Here is a 14,599-nt window from a genome sequence, read left to right on the forward strand (position 1 = left end):
ACGGCGGTCAGTCGGCCAGTTCGGCTGCCATGAACGCCCTTGCGCCCAGGCCCAGTTGGGGGACCGTGAGGGTGCGGGAGCCGGTGCCCGTGGGGCCGGCCGAGGTGCCGGGGAGGAGGTGGAGGCGGCCACCCTCGTTGGCGGTGGCGATCAGCTCGGCGCGGCCGTCGCCGTTGAAGTCGCGCAGGAGGAGGGAGGCGCCGAGCCAGGCGTTGTCGGGGGAGACGTTCGGCAGGCCGGGGGTGGTGCGGTCGTACTGGCGGGAGTTGCGGCCGGTGAGGCCGGTGGAGCCGCCGCGCAGGACGGTGATCGAGCCGTCGGCCCAGTAGCTGGTGCCGATCGCCTCGGTGGGGGCGCCGACGGCCAGGTCGGGGTAGCCGTCGCCGTTGGTGTCGGCCGCCGAGACGTCGTACCCGAAGTTGTCGTTGTCCTCCACGCTGCCGGGGACGCCCGCCGTGTTCTGGGTGAGCGCGAGGAGCCTGCCCGAGGGTCCGGTGGCCGTGCCGGGCAGGACGCGGACCGTGCCGCCCCGGCCCGAGCGGGAGACGCCGATCGCGAGGTCGCCGTAGCCGTCGCGGTTGAAGTCGGCGATCACGGCGCTGGAGCCGCTGAGGTCGGGGGTGGCGGGCAGGGTGCGCTTCCACGGCTTGGCGGGGCCGTTCCTGCCGCCCTTGTAGAACCAGACGCGGTTGCTGTTGGTGTCAACGTCGTAGCCGATGAGCGCGAAGTCGGCGGTGGCGTCCTTGGTGACCTTGCCCGCCACCACCAGCTCGGCCTTGATGTTCTCGCCGTCCCACGGGTCGAGGTTGGTGGCCTTGCCGCGCCCGCCCGCCTTGGTGAACGGGCCGCGCAGGAACCAGACGAAGTCGCCGTCCACGGACACGATGTCCAGTTGGCCGTCGGCGTTGAAGTCGCCGATCGCGGAGTCCAGGCCGAAGGTCTCTGCCTTGCTGCCCGGGGACGCGTAGATGCTGCCCTTCGTCAGGCCCGTCCTGGAGCCCCACAGGACGGTGAGCGTGCCGTGGCGGCCGGCGTGCAGTTCGCCGGGGGAACTGGCGACGATGTCGGCGTAGCCGTCCTTGTTCAGGTCGGCCGAGGTGACCTTCGTGCCGAAGCGGTCGTTCGCCTCGGCCACGCCGTCGATGCCGGGGCTGTTCTGGGTGATCACCGAGCGCTTGGCGGGGTTCGGTCCCGTCGCCGAGCCCCAGATGACGACGACGGCGCCCGCGTTCCGCTTCCCGGCCACGGTGGCGCTCTGGTCGCCGATGAGCAGGTCGGGGTGGCCGTCGCCGTTGAAGTCGTCCACGTACTTCGCCGGTGCGGCCGTGGCCGGGGCGCCGAGGGCGATCGGGCTCAGGGCGGCGGCGAGGAGGGCGGTGGTCAGGAGAGTGGCACGGGAACGCAAGGGGGCTCCAAGGTCGCGGCGATCACCGGGGCGATGAGGAGACTTACGGCAAGTGGCAATGGTTGTACGGGGGTTCGATGAATGTGCGGGTGATGTGCGGTTGATGTGCGGGCGAACGTGAGCGGGGCCGACGCTTTCGGCGCCGGCCCCGCTTCAACAACCTCGCTTCAACAGCCCTGGCCGAGCAGCCCTGTTTGAACAGCTCTGCTCGAACAGCCCCGCTCTCGGGGCTACTTCACCGGCTGCGGCTCCGGCGCGCTCTCCGCCTCGGCCTCGCCCGCCGGGGGCTCGTCCTCGTCCGGGACCGGCGTCTTCACCGACTCCAGGAGCAGCTGGGCGACGTCCACCACCGTGATGGACTCCTTCGCCTTGCCCTCGTTCTTCTTGCCGTTGACCGAGTCGGTCAGCATGACCAGGCAGAAGGGGCAGGCCGTCGACACGATGTCGGGGTTGAGGGAGAGGGCTTCGTCGACACGCTCGTTGTTGATGCGCTTGCCGATCCGCTCCTCCATCCACATCCGCGCGCCACCCGCGCCGCAGCAGAAGCCGCGTTCCTTGTGGCGGTGCATCTCCTGCTGGCGCAGGCCCGGGACGGCCGACATGATCTCGCGCGGGGGCGTGTAGATCTTGTTGTGGCGGCCCAGGTAGCAGGGGTCGTGGTAGGTGATGAGGCCCTCGACCGGGGTCACCGGGAGCAGCCTGCCCTCGTCGATGAGGCGCTGGAGCAGCTGGGTGTGGTGGACGGTCTCGTAGTCGCCGCCGAGCTGCGGGTACTCGTTGCCGATGGTGTTGAGGCAGTGCGGGCAGGTGGCGACGATCTTCTTGGCCGCCCGGGGCTTCTTGGTCGACTCGTCCTCGTCGTCCTCGCCGAAGGCCAGGTTCAGCGCGGCCACGTTCTCCATGCCCAGTTCCTGGAACAGCGGCTCGTTGCCGAGGCGGCGGGCCGAGTCGCCGGTGCACTTCTCGTCGCCGCCCATGATCGCGAACTTGACGCCCGCGATGTGGAGCAGCTCGGCGAACGCCTTGGTCGTCTTCTTCGCGCGGTCCTCCAGGGAGCCCGCGCAGCCGACCCAGTACAGGTACTCGACCTCGCTGAGGTCCTCGATGTCCCTGCCGACGACCGGCACCTCGAAGTCCAGCTCCTTGAGCCACTCCAGGCGCTGCTTCTTCGCCAGGCCCCAGGGGTTGCCCTTCTTCTCCAGGTTCTTGAGCATCGTCCCGGCCTCCGACGGGAACGCGCTCTCGATCATCACCTGGTAGCGCCGCATGTCGACGATGTGGTCGACGTGCTCGATGTCCACCGGGCACTGCTCGACGCAGGCACCGCAGGTGGTGCAGGACCACAGGACGTCCGGGTCGATGACACCGTTCTCTTCGAGGGTGCCGATGAGGGGGCGCTCGGCCTCGGCGAGGGCGGCGGCCGGTACGTCCTTCAGCTGCTCCTCGGACGCCTTCTCGTTGCCCTCCATGTCCTTGCCGCCGCCCGCCAGCAGGTACGGCGCCTTGGCGTGGGCGTGGTCGCGCAGGGACATCATCAGCAGCTTGGGGGAGAGGGGCTTGCCGGTGTTCCAGGCGGGGCACTGCGACTGGCAGCGACCGCACTCCGTACAGGTCGAGAAGTCGAGCAGGCCCTTCCAGGAGAACTGCTCCACCTGGCTGACGCCGAACACGTCGTCGTCGCCCGGGTCGGTGAAGTCGATCGGCTTGCCGCCGGACGTCATCGGCTGCAGGGCGCCCAGGGCGGTGCCGCCGGTGGCCTCGCGCTTGAACCAGATGTTCGGGAAGGCGAGGAAGCGGTGCCAGGCGACACCCATGTTGGTGTTCAGCGAGACGACGATCATCCACACGAACGACGTGCTGATCTTCACCATCGCGGTGAGGTAGATCAGGTTCTGCAGCGTGCCGGTGCTCAGGCCCTTGAAGGCCAGGACGAGCGGGTACGAGGCGAAGTACGCGGCCTCGTAGTGCTCGACGTGGTGGATCGCGCCCTCCAGGCCGCGCAGGGTGTAGATCGCGAGGCCGATGGTGAGGATGACGTACTCGACGAAGTACGCCTGGCCCGCCTTGGAGCCCGCGAACCGGGACTTGCGGCCGGGGCGCGAGGGCAGGTTCAGCAGGCGGATCACGATGAGCACGGCGATGCCGAGGATCGTCATCACGCCGATGAACTCGATGTACAGCTCGAACGGCAGGAAGCCGCCGATGACCGGCAGCGTCCAGTCGGCGGAGAAGAGCTGGCCGAAGGCCTGGGCGAGGGTCGGCGGCAGCGTCAGGAAGCCGACCGCGACGAACCAGTGCGCGAAGCCGACGATGCCCCAGCGGTTCATCCGCGTATGGCCGAGGAACTCCTTCACCAGCGTCACACTGCGCTGGTAGGGGTTGTCCGTCCGGAGGCCGGCCGGGACCGGCTGGCCGAGTTTGAAGTACCGGACGAACTGACCGATGGCGCGTGCGAGCAGCGCGACGCCGATCACGGTCAGGACCAGCGACACGATGATCGCGGCGAGTTGCATGTCGGGGCTCCTCAGGCCTGCGAGCAGTATTACTAAGCGGTAACTTAGGCAGTCTGTCAGAGACTACCCACATCTTCGCTCGCACTGTAGTCAGCGGCGGAGTGATCTGGATCGCTGAGGCTTACCTGAGTCGCAGATCAAATCCCATCATGGCAAATCGTGTTATTCGTACAGAATTGTTACCGTTCCATCTAACGTGAGCCCGTGCTCTACGGGATCCTCGCCGCCGCGTCCGCCCTGCTCCTCGCCGCCGTCCTCACCGCCCTCGCCCGCACCCTCGCCCTGCGCCTCGGCGTCCTCGACCGGCGCCGGGCCCGCCCGACGCCCCTGCTCGGCGGGCTCGCCGTCGTCCTCGCGACCGGGCTGGTCGCGGGGGCGGGCGAGTGGACCGGATACGCCCCTCTGGGGGACGGGGTCGGCGCGCTGCTCCTCGCCGGCGCGGGCGTCGGGGCGCTCGGGCTCGTCGCCGACGCGGGGCGGGTGAAGGCGCGGGTCCTGGTCGCCGGTACGGCCGTCGCCGCCGCGTTCGTCGTGCCGTACGGGGAACTGGGGTTCGGGGCCGGGGCGCTCGCGCTGCTGTGGATCGTGTTCGTCGCCGTGGCCTTTCGGGCCCTCGATCACGCCGACGGGCTGGTGGGGACCGTCGGCGTGCTGACCGCCTTCGGGGTGAGCGCCTGTGCCGCCGTCGAGCTGATGGACGGGCTCGCGGTGCTGCTGAGCGTGCTGGCCGCCGCGCTGACCGGGTTCCTGATGCACAACTGGCATCCCGCGCGGATCGCCCTCGGCGCCTGCGGGTCCCTGTTCACCGGGTTCGTGCTGGCCGCGTCGGCGGTGGTCGTGCGGAGCGGGCACGAACTGGCGCCGAGTGCCGGGGTGTTGTTCGCGCTCACCGCCGTGGCCGGCGCCGATGTGCTGCTCGTGGTCGTGTCGCGGCGGATGGCCGGGCGGCCCCTTTCGCGCGGGGGTCCGGACCATCTCGCGCACCGGCTGCGGCGGTTGGGGCTCACCGCGCGCGGGGCGGCCGTGCTGCTCGGGGCGGGGGCCTTCGGGGCGGTGCTGGTGGGGGTGCTCGCGCACGGCGGATGGGTCGCCGGAGCGGGGCTGTGGTGGGTGGCGGGGGTGGCCCTGATGGTCGTACTGGGACTGCTGAGGGTTCCCGTGTACGGGCCGCGGCGGGCGGCGACCGTACAGTCGGCGCAGGTCAGAGCCGCGTTGCGTGTAAGGAACGGATAAGAGTTGAGTGGGGTCGACTCAGCTCTGTTGACCGGGCGGCGGGAGTGATGCACACTTGAGCCTGTTCCACTCAAGTCGTCGTTGGCATTGCTCCTGGAGGAATTGAAATGGCACGTGCGGTCGGCATCGACCTGGGCACGACTAACTCCGTCGTCAGCGTTCTGGAGGGCGGCGAGCCCACCGTCATCACCAACGCCGAGGGTGCCAGGACCACGCCGTCCGTCGTCGCCTTCGCGAAGAACGGTGAGGTGCTGGTCGGCGAGGTCGCGAAGCGCCAGGCGGTCACCAACGTCGACAGGACCATCCGGTCGGTCAAGCGCCACATGGGCACCGACTGGAAGATCGAGCTCGACGGGAAGAACTTCAACCCGCAGCAGATGAGCGCCTTCATCCTGCAGAAGCTGAAGCGCGACGCCGAGGCTTACCTGGGCGAGAAGGTCACGGACGCGGTCATCACCGTCCCGGCCTACTTCAACGACTCCGAGCGCCAGGCGACGAAGGAGGCCGGCGAGATCGCGGGCCTGAACGTCCTGCGCATCGTGAACGAGCCGACGGCCGCCGCGCTGGCGTACGGCCTCGACAAGGACGACCAGACGATCCTCGTCTTCGACCTCGGTGGCGGCACCTTCGACGTGTCCCTCCTGGAGATCGGCGACGGCGTCGTCGAGGTGAAGGCCACCAACGGTGACAACCACCTCGGTGGTGACGACTGGGACCAGCGCGTCATGGACTACCTGGTGCAGCAGTTCCGCACCGGCCACGGCGTGGACCTCGGCAAGGACAAGATGGCCCTCCAGCGCCTTCGCGAGGCCGCCGAGAAGGCCAAGATCGAGCTGTCCTCGTCCACCGAGACCTCGATCAACCTGCCCTACATCACGGCTTCCGCCGAGGGCCCGCTGCACCTGGACGAGAAGCTCACGCGCGCCCAGTTCCAGCAGCTGACGGCCGACCTCCTTGAGCGCTGCAAGACGCCGTTCCACAACGTCATCAAGGACGCGGGCATCGCGCTGAGCGAGATCGACCACGTCGTCCTCGTCGGTGGCTCGACCCGTATGCCCGCCGTCGCCGAGCTGGTCAAGGAGCTGACCGGCGGCCGGGACGCCAACAAGGGCGTCAACCCGGACGAGGTCGTCGCCATCGGCGCCGCGCTCCAGGCCGGTGTCCTCAAGGGCGAGGTCAAGGACGTACTGCTCCTCGACGTCACCCCGCTGTCCCTCGGCATCGAGACCAAGGGAGGGATCATGACGAAGCTCATCGAGCGCAACACCACGATCCCGACCAAGCGTTCCGAGATCTTCACGACGGCCGAGGACAACCAGCCGTCCGTCCAGATCCAGGTCTACCAGGGCGAGCGCGAGATCGCGGCGTACAACAAGAAGCTCGGGATGTTCGAGCTGACGGGCCTGCCCCCGGCCCCGCGTGGTGTCCCGCAGATCGAGGTCGCCTTCGACATCGACGCCAACGGCATCATGCACGTGACCGCGAAGGACCTGGGCACGGGCAAGGAACAGAAGATGACCGTCACCGGTGGCTCCTCGCTGCCGAAGGACGAGGTCGACCGTATGCGCCAGGAGGCCGAGCAGTACGCGGACGAGGACCACCGTCGCCGCGAGGCCGCCGAGACCCGCAACCAGGGCGAGCAGCTCGTCTACCAGACGGAGAAGTTCCTCAAGGACAACGAGGACAAGGTCCCCGGCGACATCAAGACCGAGGTCGAGGCCTCGATCGAGGAGCTGAAGGCCGCGCTCAAGGGCGAGGACATCGCCGAGATCCGCACCTCCACGGAGAAGGTCGCCGCCGTCTCGCAGAAGCTCGGCCAGGCCATGTACGCGGACGCCCAGGCCGGTCAGGCGGCCGGCGCCGGTGACGCGGCGCCCGGCGCCGACGCCCCGAAGGCCGACGACGACGTCGTCGACGCCGAGATCGTCGACGACGAGCGCACCGACCGCAAGGACGGTGCCGCGTGACGGAGGAGACTCCGGGCTTCGACAAGGAGCCCGACGTCCCTTCCGGCGCCACCCCCGACGACGCCGAGCCGAAGGGAGCCCCCTCCGCGGAGGGGGCGTCCCCGGCCGGGGACGCAGCAGCACAGGTCGCCGGTCTGACGGCACAGCTGGACCAGGTTCGTACGGCCCTCGGTGAGCGCACCGCGGACCTCCAGCGGCTCCAGGCCGAGTATCAGAACTACCGCCGCCGGGTCGAGCGGGACCGGATCACGGTCAAGGAGATCGCCATCGCGAGCCTCCTGTCCGAACTCCTGCCCGTGCTCGACGACATCGGCCGCGCGAGGGAACACGGCGAACTGGTCGGCGGGTTCAAGTCCGTCGCCGAGTCGCTGGAGACCGTCGCCGCGAAGATGGGCCTGCAGCAGTTCGGCAAGGAGGGCGAGCCCTTCGACCCGACGATCCACGAGGCCCTGATGCACTCGTACGCGCCGGACGTCACCGAGACGACCTGCGTGGCGATCCTGCAGCCCGGCTACCGCTTCGGCGAGCGCAACCTGCGCCCCGCCAGGGTCGCGGTGGCCGAGCCCCAGCCCGGGGCGACGCAGACCGGCAACGGCGACTCCCCGGAGTCGGCGGACGGCAAGGAGAACGGTGGCCCGGAAGAGGGCTGACGTGAGCACTGAGGTGGGGAACTCCGGAAAGGAGGGACGTCGGGGATGAGCACCAAGGACTTCATCGAGAAGGACTTCTACAAGGTCCTCGGCGTCCCGAAGGACGCCACCGAGGCCGAGATCAAGAAGGCGTACCGGAAACTCGCCCGCGAGTTCCACCCGGACGCCAACAAGGGCAACGCCAAGGCGGAGGAGCGCTTCAAGGAGATCTCCGAGGCGAACGACGTCCTCGGCGACCCCAAGAAGCGCAAGGAGTACGACGAGGCCCGCGCCCTCTTCGGCAACGGCGGTTTCCGTCCGGGGCCGGGCGCGGGCGGCGGCTCCTTCAACTTCGACCTGGGTGACCTCTTCGGCGGCGGCCCCCAGGGCGGGGCCGGGGCCGGCGGCGGTGCGGGCGGCTTCGGCGGCGGCATCGGGGACGTGTTCGGCGGCCTGTTCAACCGGGGCGGCGGTACGACCCGTACGCAGCCCCGGCGCGGCCAGGACATCGACACCGAGGTCACGCTGAGCTTCACGGAGGCGGTGGACGGCGCGACGGTCCCGTTGCGCATGACCTCGCAGTCCCCGTGCAAGGCGTGCTCAGGGACGGGCGACAAGAACGGCACACCGCGCGTGTGCCCGACGTGCGTGGGCACCGGCCAGGTGGCGAGGGGTTCGGGCGGCGGTTTCTCGCTCACCGACCCCTGCCCGGACTGCAAGGGCCGGGGCCTGATCGCGGAACACGCGTGCCTGGTGTGCAGCGGCAGCGGACGGGCGAAGTCGTCCCGGACGATGCAGGTGCGCATCCCGGCGGGGGTCGCGGACAACCAGCGCATCCGCCTCCGGGGCAAGGGCGCCCCTGGCGAACGGGGCGGCCCGGCAGGCGACCTGTACGTCACCGTCCATGTGGACTCCCACCCGGTCTTCGGCCGCAAGGACGACAACCTGACGGTGACGGTGCCGGTGACGTTCGTCGAGGCGGCACTGGGCGGCGAGGTCAGGGTCCCGACCCTGGGCGGACCGCCGGTCACCCTGAAGCTGCCCCCGGGCACGCCCAACGGGCGCACCATGCGCGCGCGGGGCAAGGGCGCGGTCCGCAAGGACGGCACCCGGGGCGATCTGCTGGTCACCGTCGAGGTGAGTGTCCCGACGGAGCTGACGGGGAAGGCTCGTGAAGCGCTGGAGGCGTATCGCGAGGCGACCGCGGACGAGGATCCGCGGGCGGAGCTGTTCGAGGCAGCGAAGGGAGCTTGACCGAGATGGACGGCCGTCGACGAAACCCGTATGAACTGACCGAGGAGACCCCGGTCTACGTCATCTCGGTGGCGGCCCAGCTCTCGGGCCTGCACCCCCAGACCCTGCGTCAGTACGACCGCCTGGGCCTGGTCTCCCCCGACCGCACCGCCGGCCGGGGTCGCCGCTACTCGGCCCGCGACATCGACCTGCTCCGCACGGTGCAGGCCCTGTCGCAGGACGAGGGCATCAACCTGGCCGGCATCAAGCGGATCATCGAGCTGGAGAACCAGGTGGTGGCGCTGCAGTCCCGGGTCGCGGAGATGGAGGCGGCACTGGACGGCGCCGCGGCTGCGATGCAGCAGCGGGAGGCGGCGGTGCACGCTTCCTATCGGCGGGACTTGGTGCCGTATCAGGAAGTGCAGCAGACGAGTGCGTTGGTGGTCTGGCGGCCTAAGAAGGCGAAGGACTAGCTGGACGCGCGGGTGTGTGAAGGGGCCCGGAGGTTCGTTGAACCTCCGGGCCCCTTTCGTGTGCCCGGGTGTGCTCAGGGCGCCAGTGCCACCCACGCGTCGCCGGGGGCGGACTCGGTGCCGTCGGCGTGCACGGCCGTCACCCAGTAGAAGTGGGTGGTGCCGACGGCGGCCGTGGCGTCGGTGTACGACGTGCCGGTGACCGGGTCGGCGGTCAGGGGCTCGTACGCCGCGGTGGCCGGGTTCCAGCGGGAGACCCGGTACCCGGTGATGTCCGTCCCGTGGTACGAGTTGGACAGGGTCCATGTGAGATCGACCCCGATCGCGCCGTCGGCGACCTGGGCGCTCACACTGACCAGCCAGTCCGCGGGGGTTTCCACGGTGGGCCGCAGGTCGTGCTCGGTGACGGTGGCGGACACCATGGCTTCGGCCGACGAATCATTCGCGTTGCCCGAGGTGTCCACGGCGATCACGTAGTACGTGTGGGTCTCGCCGTCCTGGAGGTTCGCCGAGTCGACGATCCGGGTGGTGCCCGCCTCGGTTCGGCCCACATAGGTGTACTGGGTGCCGTCGTCGACCGTGCTCAGCCGGACGACGTGGTACTCGGCGAGGTCGGCCGCCGGGTTGTCGTCCCAGTCCAGGACCGTGCCGTACTCGGTCGCGGTGGCCGTGAACCCGGTGACGAGGGGCGGGGCGGTGGCGTCCGTGTAGAACCTGCCCATGCTCTGGGAGGGCTTCGACTCGCGTCCGAGGGCGTCGACGGTGGTCACCCAGTACGAGTAATCCGTATTGGGCACCGGGGTGGTGTCGGTGCACAAGTAGGTGTGGCGGAGTCCGTAAGTGGTGTCGATCAGCTCGGGGTCGCAGGACACGAGCTGCGTCCCGGTGGTGTCGTCATGGCGGTACACCCGGAAATCCGCCGGTGCCAACGGCGACATCCACCAGGTCAGATCGACACCACCGCCGTCCTCCGGGCGATTGACGCCGTTGACGAGATAGGGGACAGCGAGTGGCCTGGCGAACGACACCACCGACGAGTACCCGGTGTTGCCTGCCGTGTCGGTCGCCGAGACCTTGTAGTACGAGGTCTCCCCGTACGGGGCGGTCTCATCGAGCGCCGAGTTGCTCGCGCTCTTGAGCACCGTGAACGGCCCGTCGGGCGAACTGGCCCTCATCAGGTGGTACTCCAGCGATCCCTCGCCGGACAACCACGAGAGGAACACCCCGTCCAGGGCGTTCTCCTGGTAGACCTCAAGATCGGTGACGGTCGGCGGGGTCCGGTCGACGGTGGTGACCGTTTGGTCGGCGCTGCCCGCCGACTCGTTGCCCGCCTTGTCCACGGCTCGCACCTCGAAGAGGAAGGTGGTGCCGGACGCACCCACCCACTGAGTGAACGAGGTCCCGGAGAGATCCGCGACACCGCTGATCTTGTGCCAGCCGGTTCCGCCCTTCACCTGCCGGTAGACGCGGTAGCCAGAGAGGTCCATCTCCTTGTTCTTCGCCCAGCTGATCGTCACCTTGTCGGCTGCCTGGTCGTACGTCGCGGACGCTCCCGTGGGCGCGAGCGGCTTGACCTTGTCGACGGTCGCCGAAGTGCGGGGCGTGTAGGTGAAGTTGACGTTGGCGTTGCCGGTGAAGTTGGCGTAGTCGACGCGGAGGGTGTGTTTGCCGGAGGGGATGGTGAGGTTGACGGTCTTCTTCGCCGTCGACGTCACGTTTTTCCACACGTCGACCTTGATCTTGCCGTCGAGGTAGACGCGTATGCCGTCCTGGGCGGCGACGGTGAGGGCGAAGGGCCCGCCGGAGCCGAAGTCGCGGGTCACGGTCCACCGCACGCCGAAGTTGTCTTTCGGAAGACCGGTGGCCGGGGCCTTCGCACCCCAGTTCTCGGCGACGGCGGCGTCGCAGTCCGTCCGCTTCGGCGTACCGGAGAAACCGGTGTTCGCGAAGAACTGCCGTTTGTAGACAGGGGAGTTGCAGGTGGTCGCGGCGGAGGCGGCCGGGGTCGCGGTGCCGAGCAGGGCGCCGGTGGTGGCGAGCACGAGGGCGGTGGCGGCGGTGGCCGTGGCTGTCGTGCGTCTGGCTGGGTTCAATGCGGTCCTTCGGGTCCTGATCGTCAACGGCGAGAAAAGGGCCGTCGACGATCAGGACTCGTGAGGGTGGGGCTTGGTTGTACGGGTGGGGCGAGAGACTCCCGTTGTCGCCGGTCCATGCCCGGAACCAGTCGGTTGTCTCATCGGCGTTCCTCGTTCGATGTCACAGGAACACAGGCTGGCGGCGCGATCTCCCGTAGCTGCCAGGACAGTTGTTCATCGGCCCGGCGCCGGTGGCGCTACGCTGCCCTGTCGTGCGGCAGACGCGTCTCGACCTCGGGCGGATCCGGGCGGCCCGGCAGGTGATCGACCCGGTGTTTCTCGGCAGCCCCCTCTATCGGTGCGAGGCGCTGGAGGCCGTGCTCGGGTGTGCGGTGAGCGTCAAGCTGGAGACGGCCAACCCCGTTCGTAGTTTCAAGGGGCGGGGTACCGAGGTCGTCGTCGCGGGGCTGCCCGGTGGAGTGGGGGCGCGGGCCGTCGTCTGTGCGAGTGCCGGGAATCTGGGGCAGGCTCTCGCGTGGTCCGGGCGTGGGCGAGGGGTCGACGTCACCGTCGTGGCGTCGCGTTTCGCGACCCCGGTCAAGCTGGAGCGGATTCGTGCGCTGGGCGCCGGGCTCGAACTGGTCGACGGCGACCATGAGTTGGCGCGTGCGCGGGCCGCGGAGATCGCGCGGTACGACGGGATCCGGCTGGTCGAGGACAGTCTGGACGTCGAGACCTGCGAGGGAGCCGCGACCATCGGTCTGGAACTGGTCGACGGCGGAGCGGAGTTCGATGTCGTCCTGGTCGCCCTTGGCGGTGGGGCGCTGGCCACCGGGGTCGGGCAGGTGCTGAAGGCCCTGGCGCCCGGGGTCGAGGTGATCTGCGTCCAGCCGCTGGGCGCACCCGCGCTGACGCTCTCCTGGCGTGCGCGGCGCGTCGTCACCACCGAGTCGGCCGACACCATCGCCGACGGAGTCGCCGGCCGCTTTCCCATCCCGGCCGTGCTGGACGACCTGCTCCTGGTCGCCGACGACGCCGTCCTGGTCGAGGAGGCGTCGATCGTCACCGGGATGCGGATGCTCCTCGACCACGCCGGTCTCGTCGTCGAACCCTCCGCCGCGCTCGGCATCGCGGCCGTCCTCGAAGACCGCGAGCGCTTCGCCGGACGGCATGTCGTCACCGTCGTGTGCGGCAGCAATGTCGATCCGGGCCTCTACCGCCGCTGGGTCGGTCGGGGCGGGACACGGTGAAGGGGCCGGGGGTGCATGTCCCCCGGCCCCTTGCGGTCGCGGCCGTCGGTCAGTTCACGGGAGCGTTGACCGCCCAGCCGCCCGCCGGGAGGGACTCCGTGCCGTCGGCCGTCACCGCCCGCACCCAGTAGTAGGACGTCGTGTCGGGCTTCGCGGTCGTGTCGGCGTACGTGGACGCCGTGTTCGCGACGGTGGCGATCCGCTCGTACGCCGAAGTCGTCGCGTTCCACCGGTAGACACGGTAACCACCCGCGGCCTGCGGGGAGTTGGCGTCCAGGCCGGTCCAGAAGAGCTGGTTGGCCCGGCCGCCCTCGGGTGCCGGGGCCGCCGTCAGGTGGAGGGGGGAGCCGGTCGGGGTCGGCACGCTCGGGGTGGTGTTCAGCTCCGTCGCCACGACCGTCGGGGCGGTGCCGGTCTCCGTGTACACGGAGTTGCGGGCCCGGTCGAGGGCGTCGACGAGGAAGCACACCTGCTCGCCGTTCGGGCGGGCCGCGTAGGAGTACGCGGCCTTGTCGGCCTGCACGTACTTCACGACGCTCGCCGAGCACACCTTGCCGCCGGCCTTGTCGTCGACCAACTCGCCCGCGTACACCGCGTACCACGCGATGTCGGCGGCCGGGCTCGCGTCCCAGCGCAGCCGGAAGCCGTACTCGGTCGGGGTGGCCGCGAGGCCGGTCACGGCCGGCGGTGCCGTGGAGTCGTCGTACGCGCTGTCGACGACGGCCGAACCCGCGGACTCGTTGCCCGCCGCGTCGAGCGCCGAGACGCGGTAGCGGTAGGCGATCTGCTCGACGACCGAGGTGTCCAGGAAGGAGACCTGGTTCGTGCGGCCCATCTCGAAGAACCTGCCCTGCGCCCCGATCGCCCGGTACACCCGGTACGACACCGCGCCCTCGACCGCGCCCCAGTTGACCCGCAGCCCGTTCGCCGCCGACTCGTTGACGACCGTCGGCGCCTGCGGCGCGGCCGGCGCCGTGCGGTCGACGGTGACGACGCCCTTGTCCGCCGTACCGCCGGACTCGTTGCCCGCCTTGTCGTAGGCGCGCACCTCGTAGTAGTAACTCGCGCCCGTGAGCGGGAGGTTGGTGTCCGTGTACGACGTCGATGCGGTCGTCGCCAGAGGCGTGCCCGGGAACGAACTCCCGTTCAGGCGGCGGTAGACGCGGTAGCCCGCGAGGTCCAGCTCCTTGTTCTTCGCCCAGCTGAGCTTGGCCTGGCCGGTGGACTTGTCGTACGCCACCGAGGGCGCCGTCGGGACCAGCGGCTTGACCTTGTCCACCGCCGCCGAAGTGCGGGGCGCGTAGGAGAAGTTGACGTTCGCGTTGCCGGTGAAGTTGGCGTAGTCGACGCGCAGGGTGTGCTTGCCGGACGGGATCGTCACGTTGACCGTCTTGGTGCGCGTCGCCGTGACGTTCTTCCACAGGTCGATCTTGCGCTTGCCGTCGAGGTAGACCCGTAGACCGTCCTGGGCGGCTGCCGTGAAGGCGAAGGGGCCGCCGGAGCCGAAGTCGCGGGTCACCGTCCAGCGGACGCCGAAGTTGTCCTTCGGGAGGCCGGGGGCGGGGGCGTTGGCGCCCCAGTTCTCGGCGATCGTGCCGTCGCAGTCGGTCTTCTTCGGGGTGCCGGACAGGGCCGTGTTCGTGAAGAACTGGCGCTTGAAGGAAGGGGAGTTGCACGTCACCGCCGTCGCCGTGGCCGCCGCTGCGGCCGGGGCGGTGACGACGGTGAGGAGACCGCCGGCGGTGGCGAGGACAACGGCCGTCGCGGCCGACGTGGTCGTGCGTCTGGCGAGGTTCATACGCTTCTTCGTCTGCTCTCTCA

General features: G+C 69.7%; 10 protein-coding genes. 6 read left to right on the plus strand and 4 right to left on the minus strand.

The annotated features are described in order from the left end of the window. Positions 1–7: 7 nt before the first annotated feature. Both CW359_RS28280 and CW359_RS28285 read right to left on the minus strand, forming a co-directional pair. Complete coding sequence (locus CW359_RS28280) at positions 8–1,405, minus strand: FG-GAP and VCBS repeat-containing protein (RefSeq protein ID WP_105972994.1); 1,398 nt, start codon at positions 1,403–1,405, stop codon at positions 8–10. A 230-nt stretch (positions 1,406–1,635) separates the two neighbouring features. Continuing rightward, positions 1,636–3,918 carry a heterodisulfide reductase-related iron-sulfur binding cluster gene (locus tag CW359_RS28285; RefSeq protein WP_105972995.1) on the minus strand — a complete coding sequence of 761 codons (2,283 nt, stop codon included), beginning with the start codon at positions 3,916–3,918 and terminating at the stop codon, positions 1,636–1,638. Positions 3,919–4,122: 204 nt separating this feature from the next. Between CW359_RS28285 and CW359_RS28290 the strand changes: the two genes are divergently transcribed. From CW359_RS28290 to CW359_RS28310, 5 genes are all read left to right on the plus strand, one after another. Next, the gene (locus CW359_RS28290) at positions 4,123–5,151 is read left to right on the plus strand and encodes an MraY family glycosyltransferase (RefSeq protein WP_105972996.1); all 1,029 of its coding nucleotides are present in this window, start codon (positions 4,123–4,125) and stop codon (positions 5,149–5,151) included. A 107-nt stretch (positions 5,152–5,258) separates the two neighbouring features. Continuing rightward, on the plus strand, positions 5,259–7,118 hold the full coding sequence (dnaK, locus tag CW359_RS28295) for a molecular chaperone DnaK (protein ID WP_105972997.1): 1,860 nt from the start codon (positions 5,259–5,261) through the stop codon (positions 7,116–7,118). Further along, positions 7,115–7,768, plus strand: a complete 654-nt coding sequence (gene grpE / locus CW359_RS28300; RefSeq protein ID WP_105972998.1) for a nucleotide exchange factor GrpE — start codon at positions 7,115–7,117, stop codon at positions 7,766–7,768. The genes dnaK and grpE overlap by 4 nt, the downstream gene beginning before the upstream one ends. 45 nt (positions 7,769–7,813) lie before the next feature. After that, positions 7,814–9,001: a molecular chaperone DnaJ gene (dnaJ, locus tag CW359_RS28305; RefSeq protein ID WP_105972999.1), complete on the plus strand. Its 1,188-nt coding sequence runs from the start codon at positions 7,814–7,816 to the stop codon at positions 8,999–9,001. 5 nt (positions 9,002–9,006) lie between these two features. Continuing rightward, positions 9,007–9,453, plus strand: coding sequence for a heat shock protein transcriptional repressor HspR (locus CW359_RS28310; protein WP_105973000.1), 447 nt, complete (start codon positions 9,007–9,009; stop codon positions 9,451–9,453). Positions 9,454–9,527: 74 nt separating this feature from the next. On the opposite strand, the gene CW359_RS28315 is transcribed toward CW359_RS28310, so the two are convergent. Next, a complete protein-coding gene (locus tag CW359_RS28315; protein ID WP_157968649.1) occupies positions 9,528–11,546 on the minus strand; it encodes a fibronectin type III domain-containing protein in 2,019 nt (672 codons plus the stop codon). 254 nt (positions 11,547–11,800) lie between these two features. Between CW359_RS28315 and CW359_RS28320 the strand changes: the two genes are divergently transcribed. After that, a complete protein-coding gene (locus CW359_RS28320; protein WP_105973085.1) occupies positions 11,801–12,778 on the plus strand; it encodes a threonine ammonia-lyase in 978 nt (325 codons plus the stop codon). A 49-nt stretch (positions 12,779–12,827) separates the two neighbouring features. Here the strand turns inward: CW359_RS28320 and CW359_RS28325 are convergent, their stop codons facing one another. Further along, positions 12,828–14,576 (minus strand): fibronectin type III domain-containing protein, encoded by a 1,749-nt coding sequence (locus tag CW359_RS28325; RefSeq protein ID WP_105973002.1) that lies wholly within the window; start codon positions 14,574–14,576, stop codon positions 12,828–12,830. Positions 14,577–14,599 lie beyond the last annotated feature (23 nt).

Source organism: Streptomyces geranii (assembly GCF_002954775.1).
Classification (GTDB): domain Bacteria; phylum Actinomycetota; class Actinomycetes; order Streptomycetales; family Streptomycetaceae; genus Streptomyces; species Streptomyces geranii.

Excerpts from the sequence above, each read along its gene's own strand:
- CW359_RS28285 (WP_105972995.1), bottom strand. The coding sequence starts at position 3,918 with ATGCAACTCGCCGCGATCATCGTGTCGCTGGTCCTGACCGTGATCGGC.
- dnaK (WP_105972997.1), top strand. The coding sequence starts at position 5,259 with ATGGCACGTGCGGTCGGCATCGACCTGGGCACGACTAACTCCGTCGTC.
- dnaJ (WP_105972999.1), top strand. The coding sequence starts at position 7,814 with ATGAGCACCAAGGACTTCATCGAGAAGGACTTCTACAAGGTCCTCGGC.
- CW359_RS28310 (WP_105973000.1), top strand. The coding sequence starts at position 9,007 with ATGGACGGCCGTCGACGAAACCCGTATGAACTGACCGAGGAGACCCCG.
- CW359_RS28325 (WP_105973002.1), bottom strand. The coding sequence starts at position 14,576 with ATGAACCTCGCCAGACGCACGACCACGTCGGCCGCGACGGCCGTTGTC.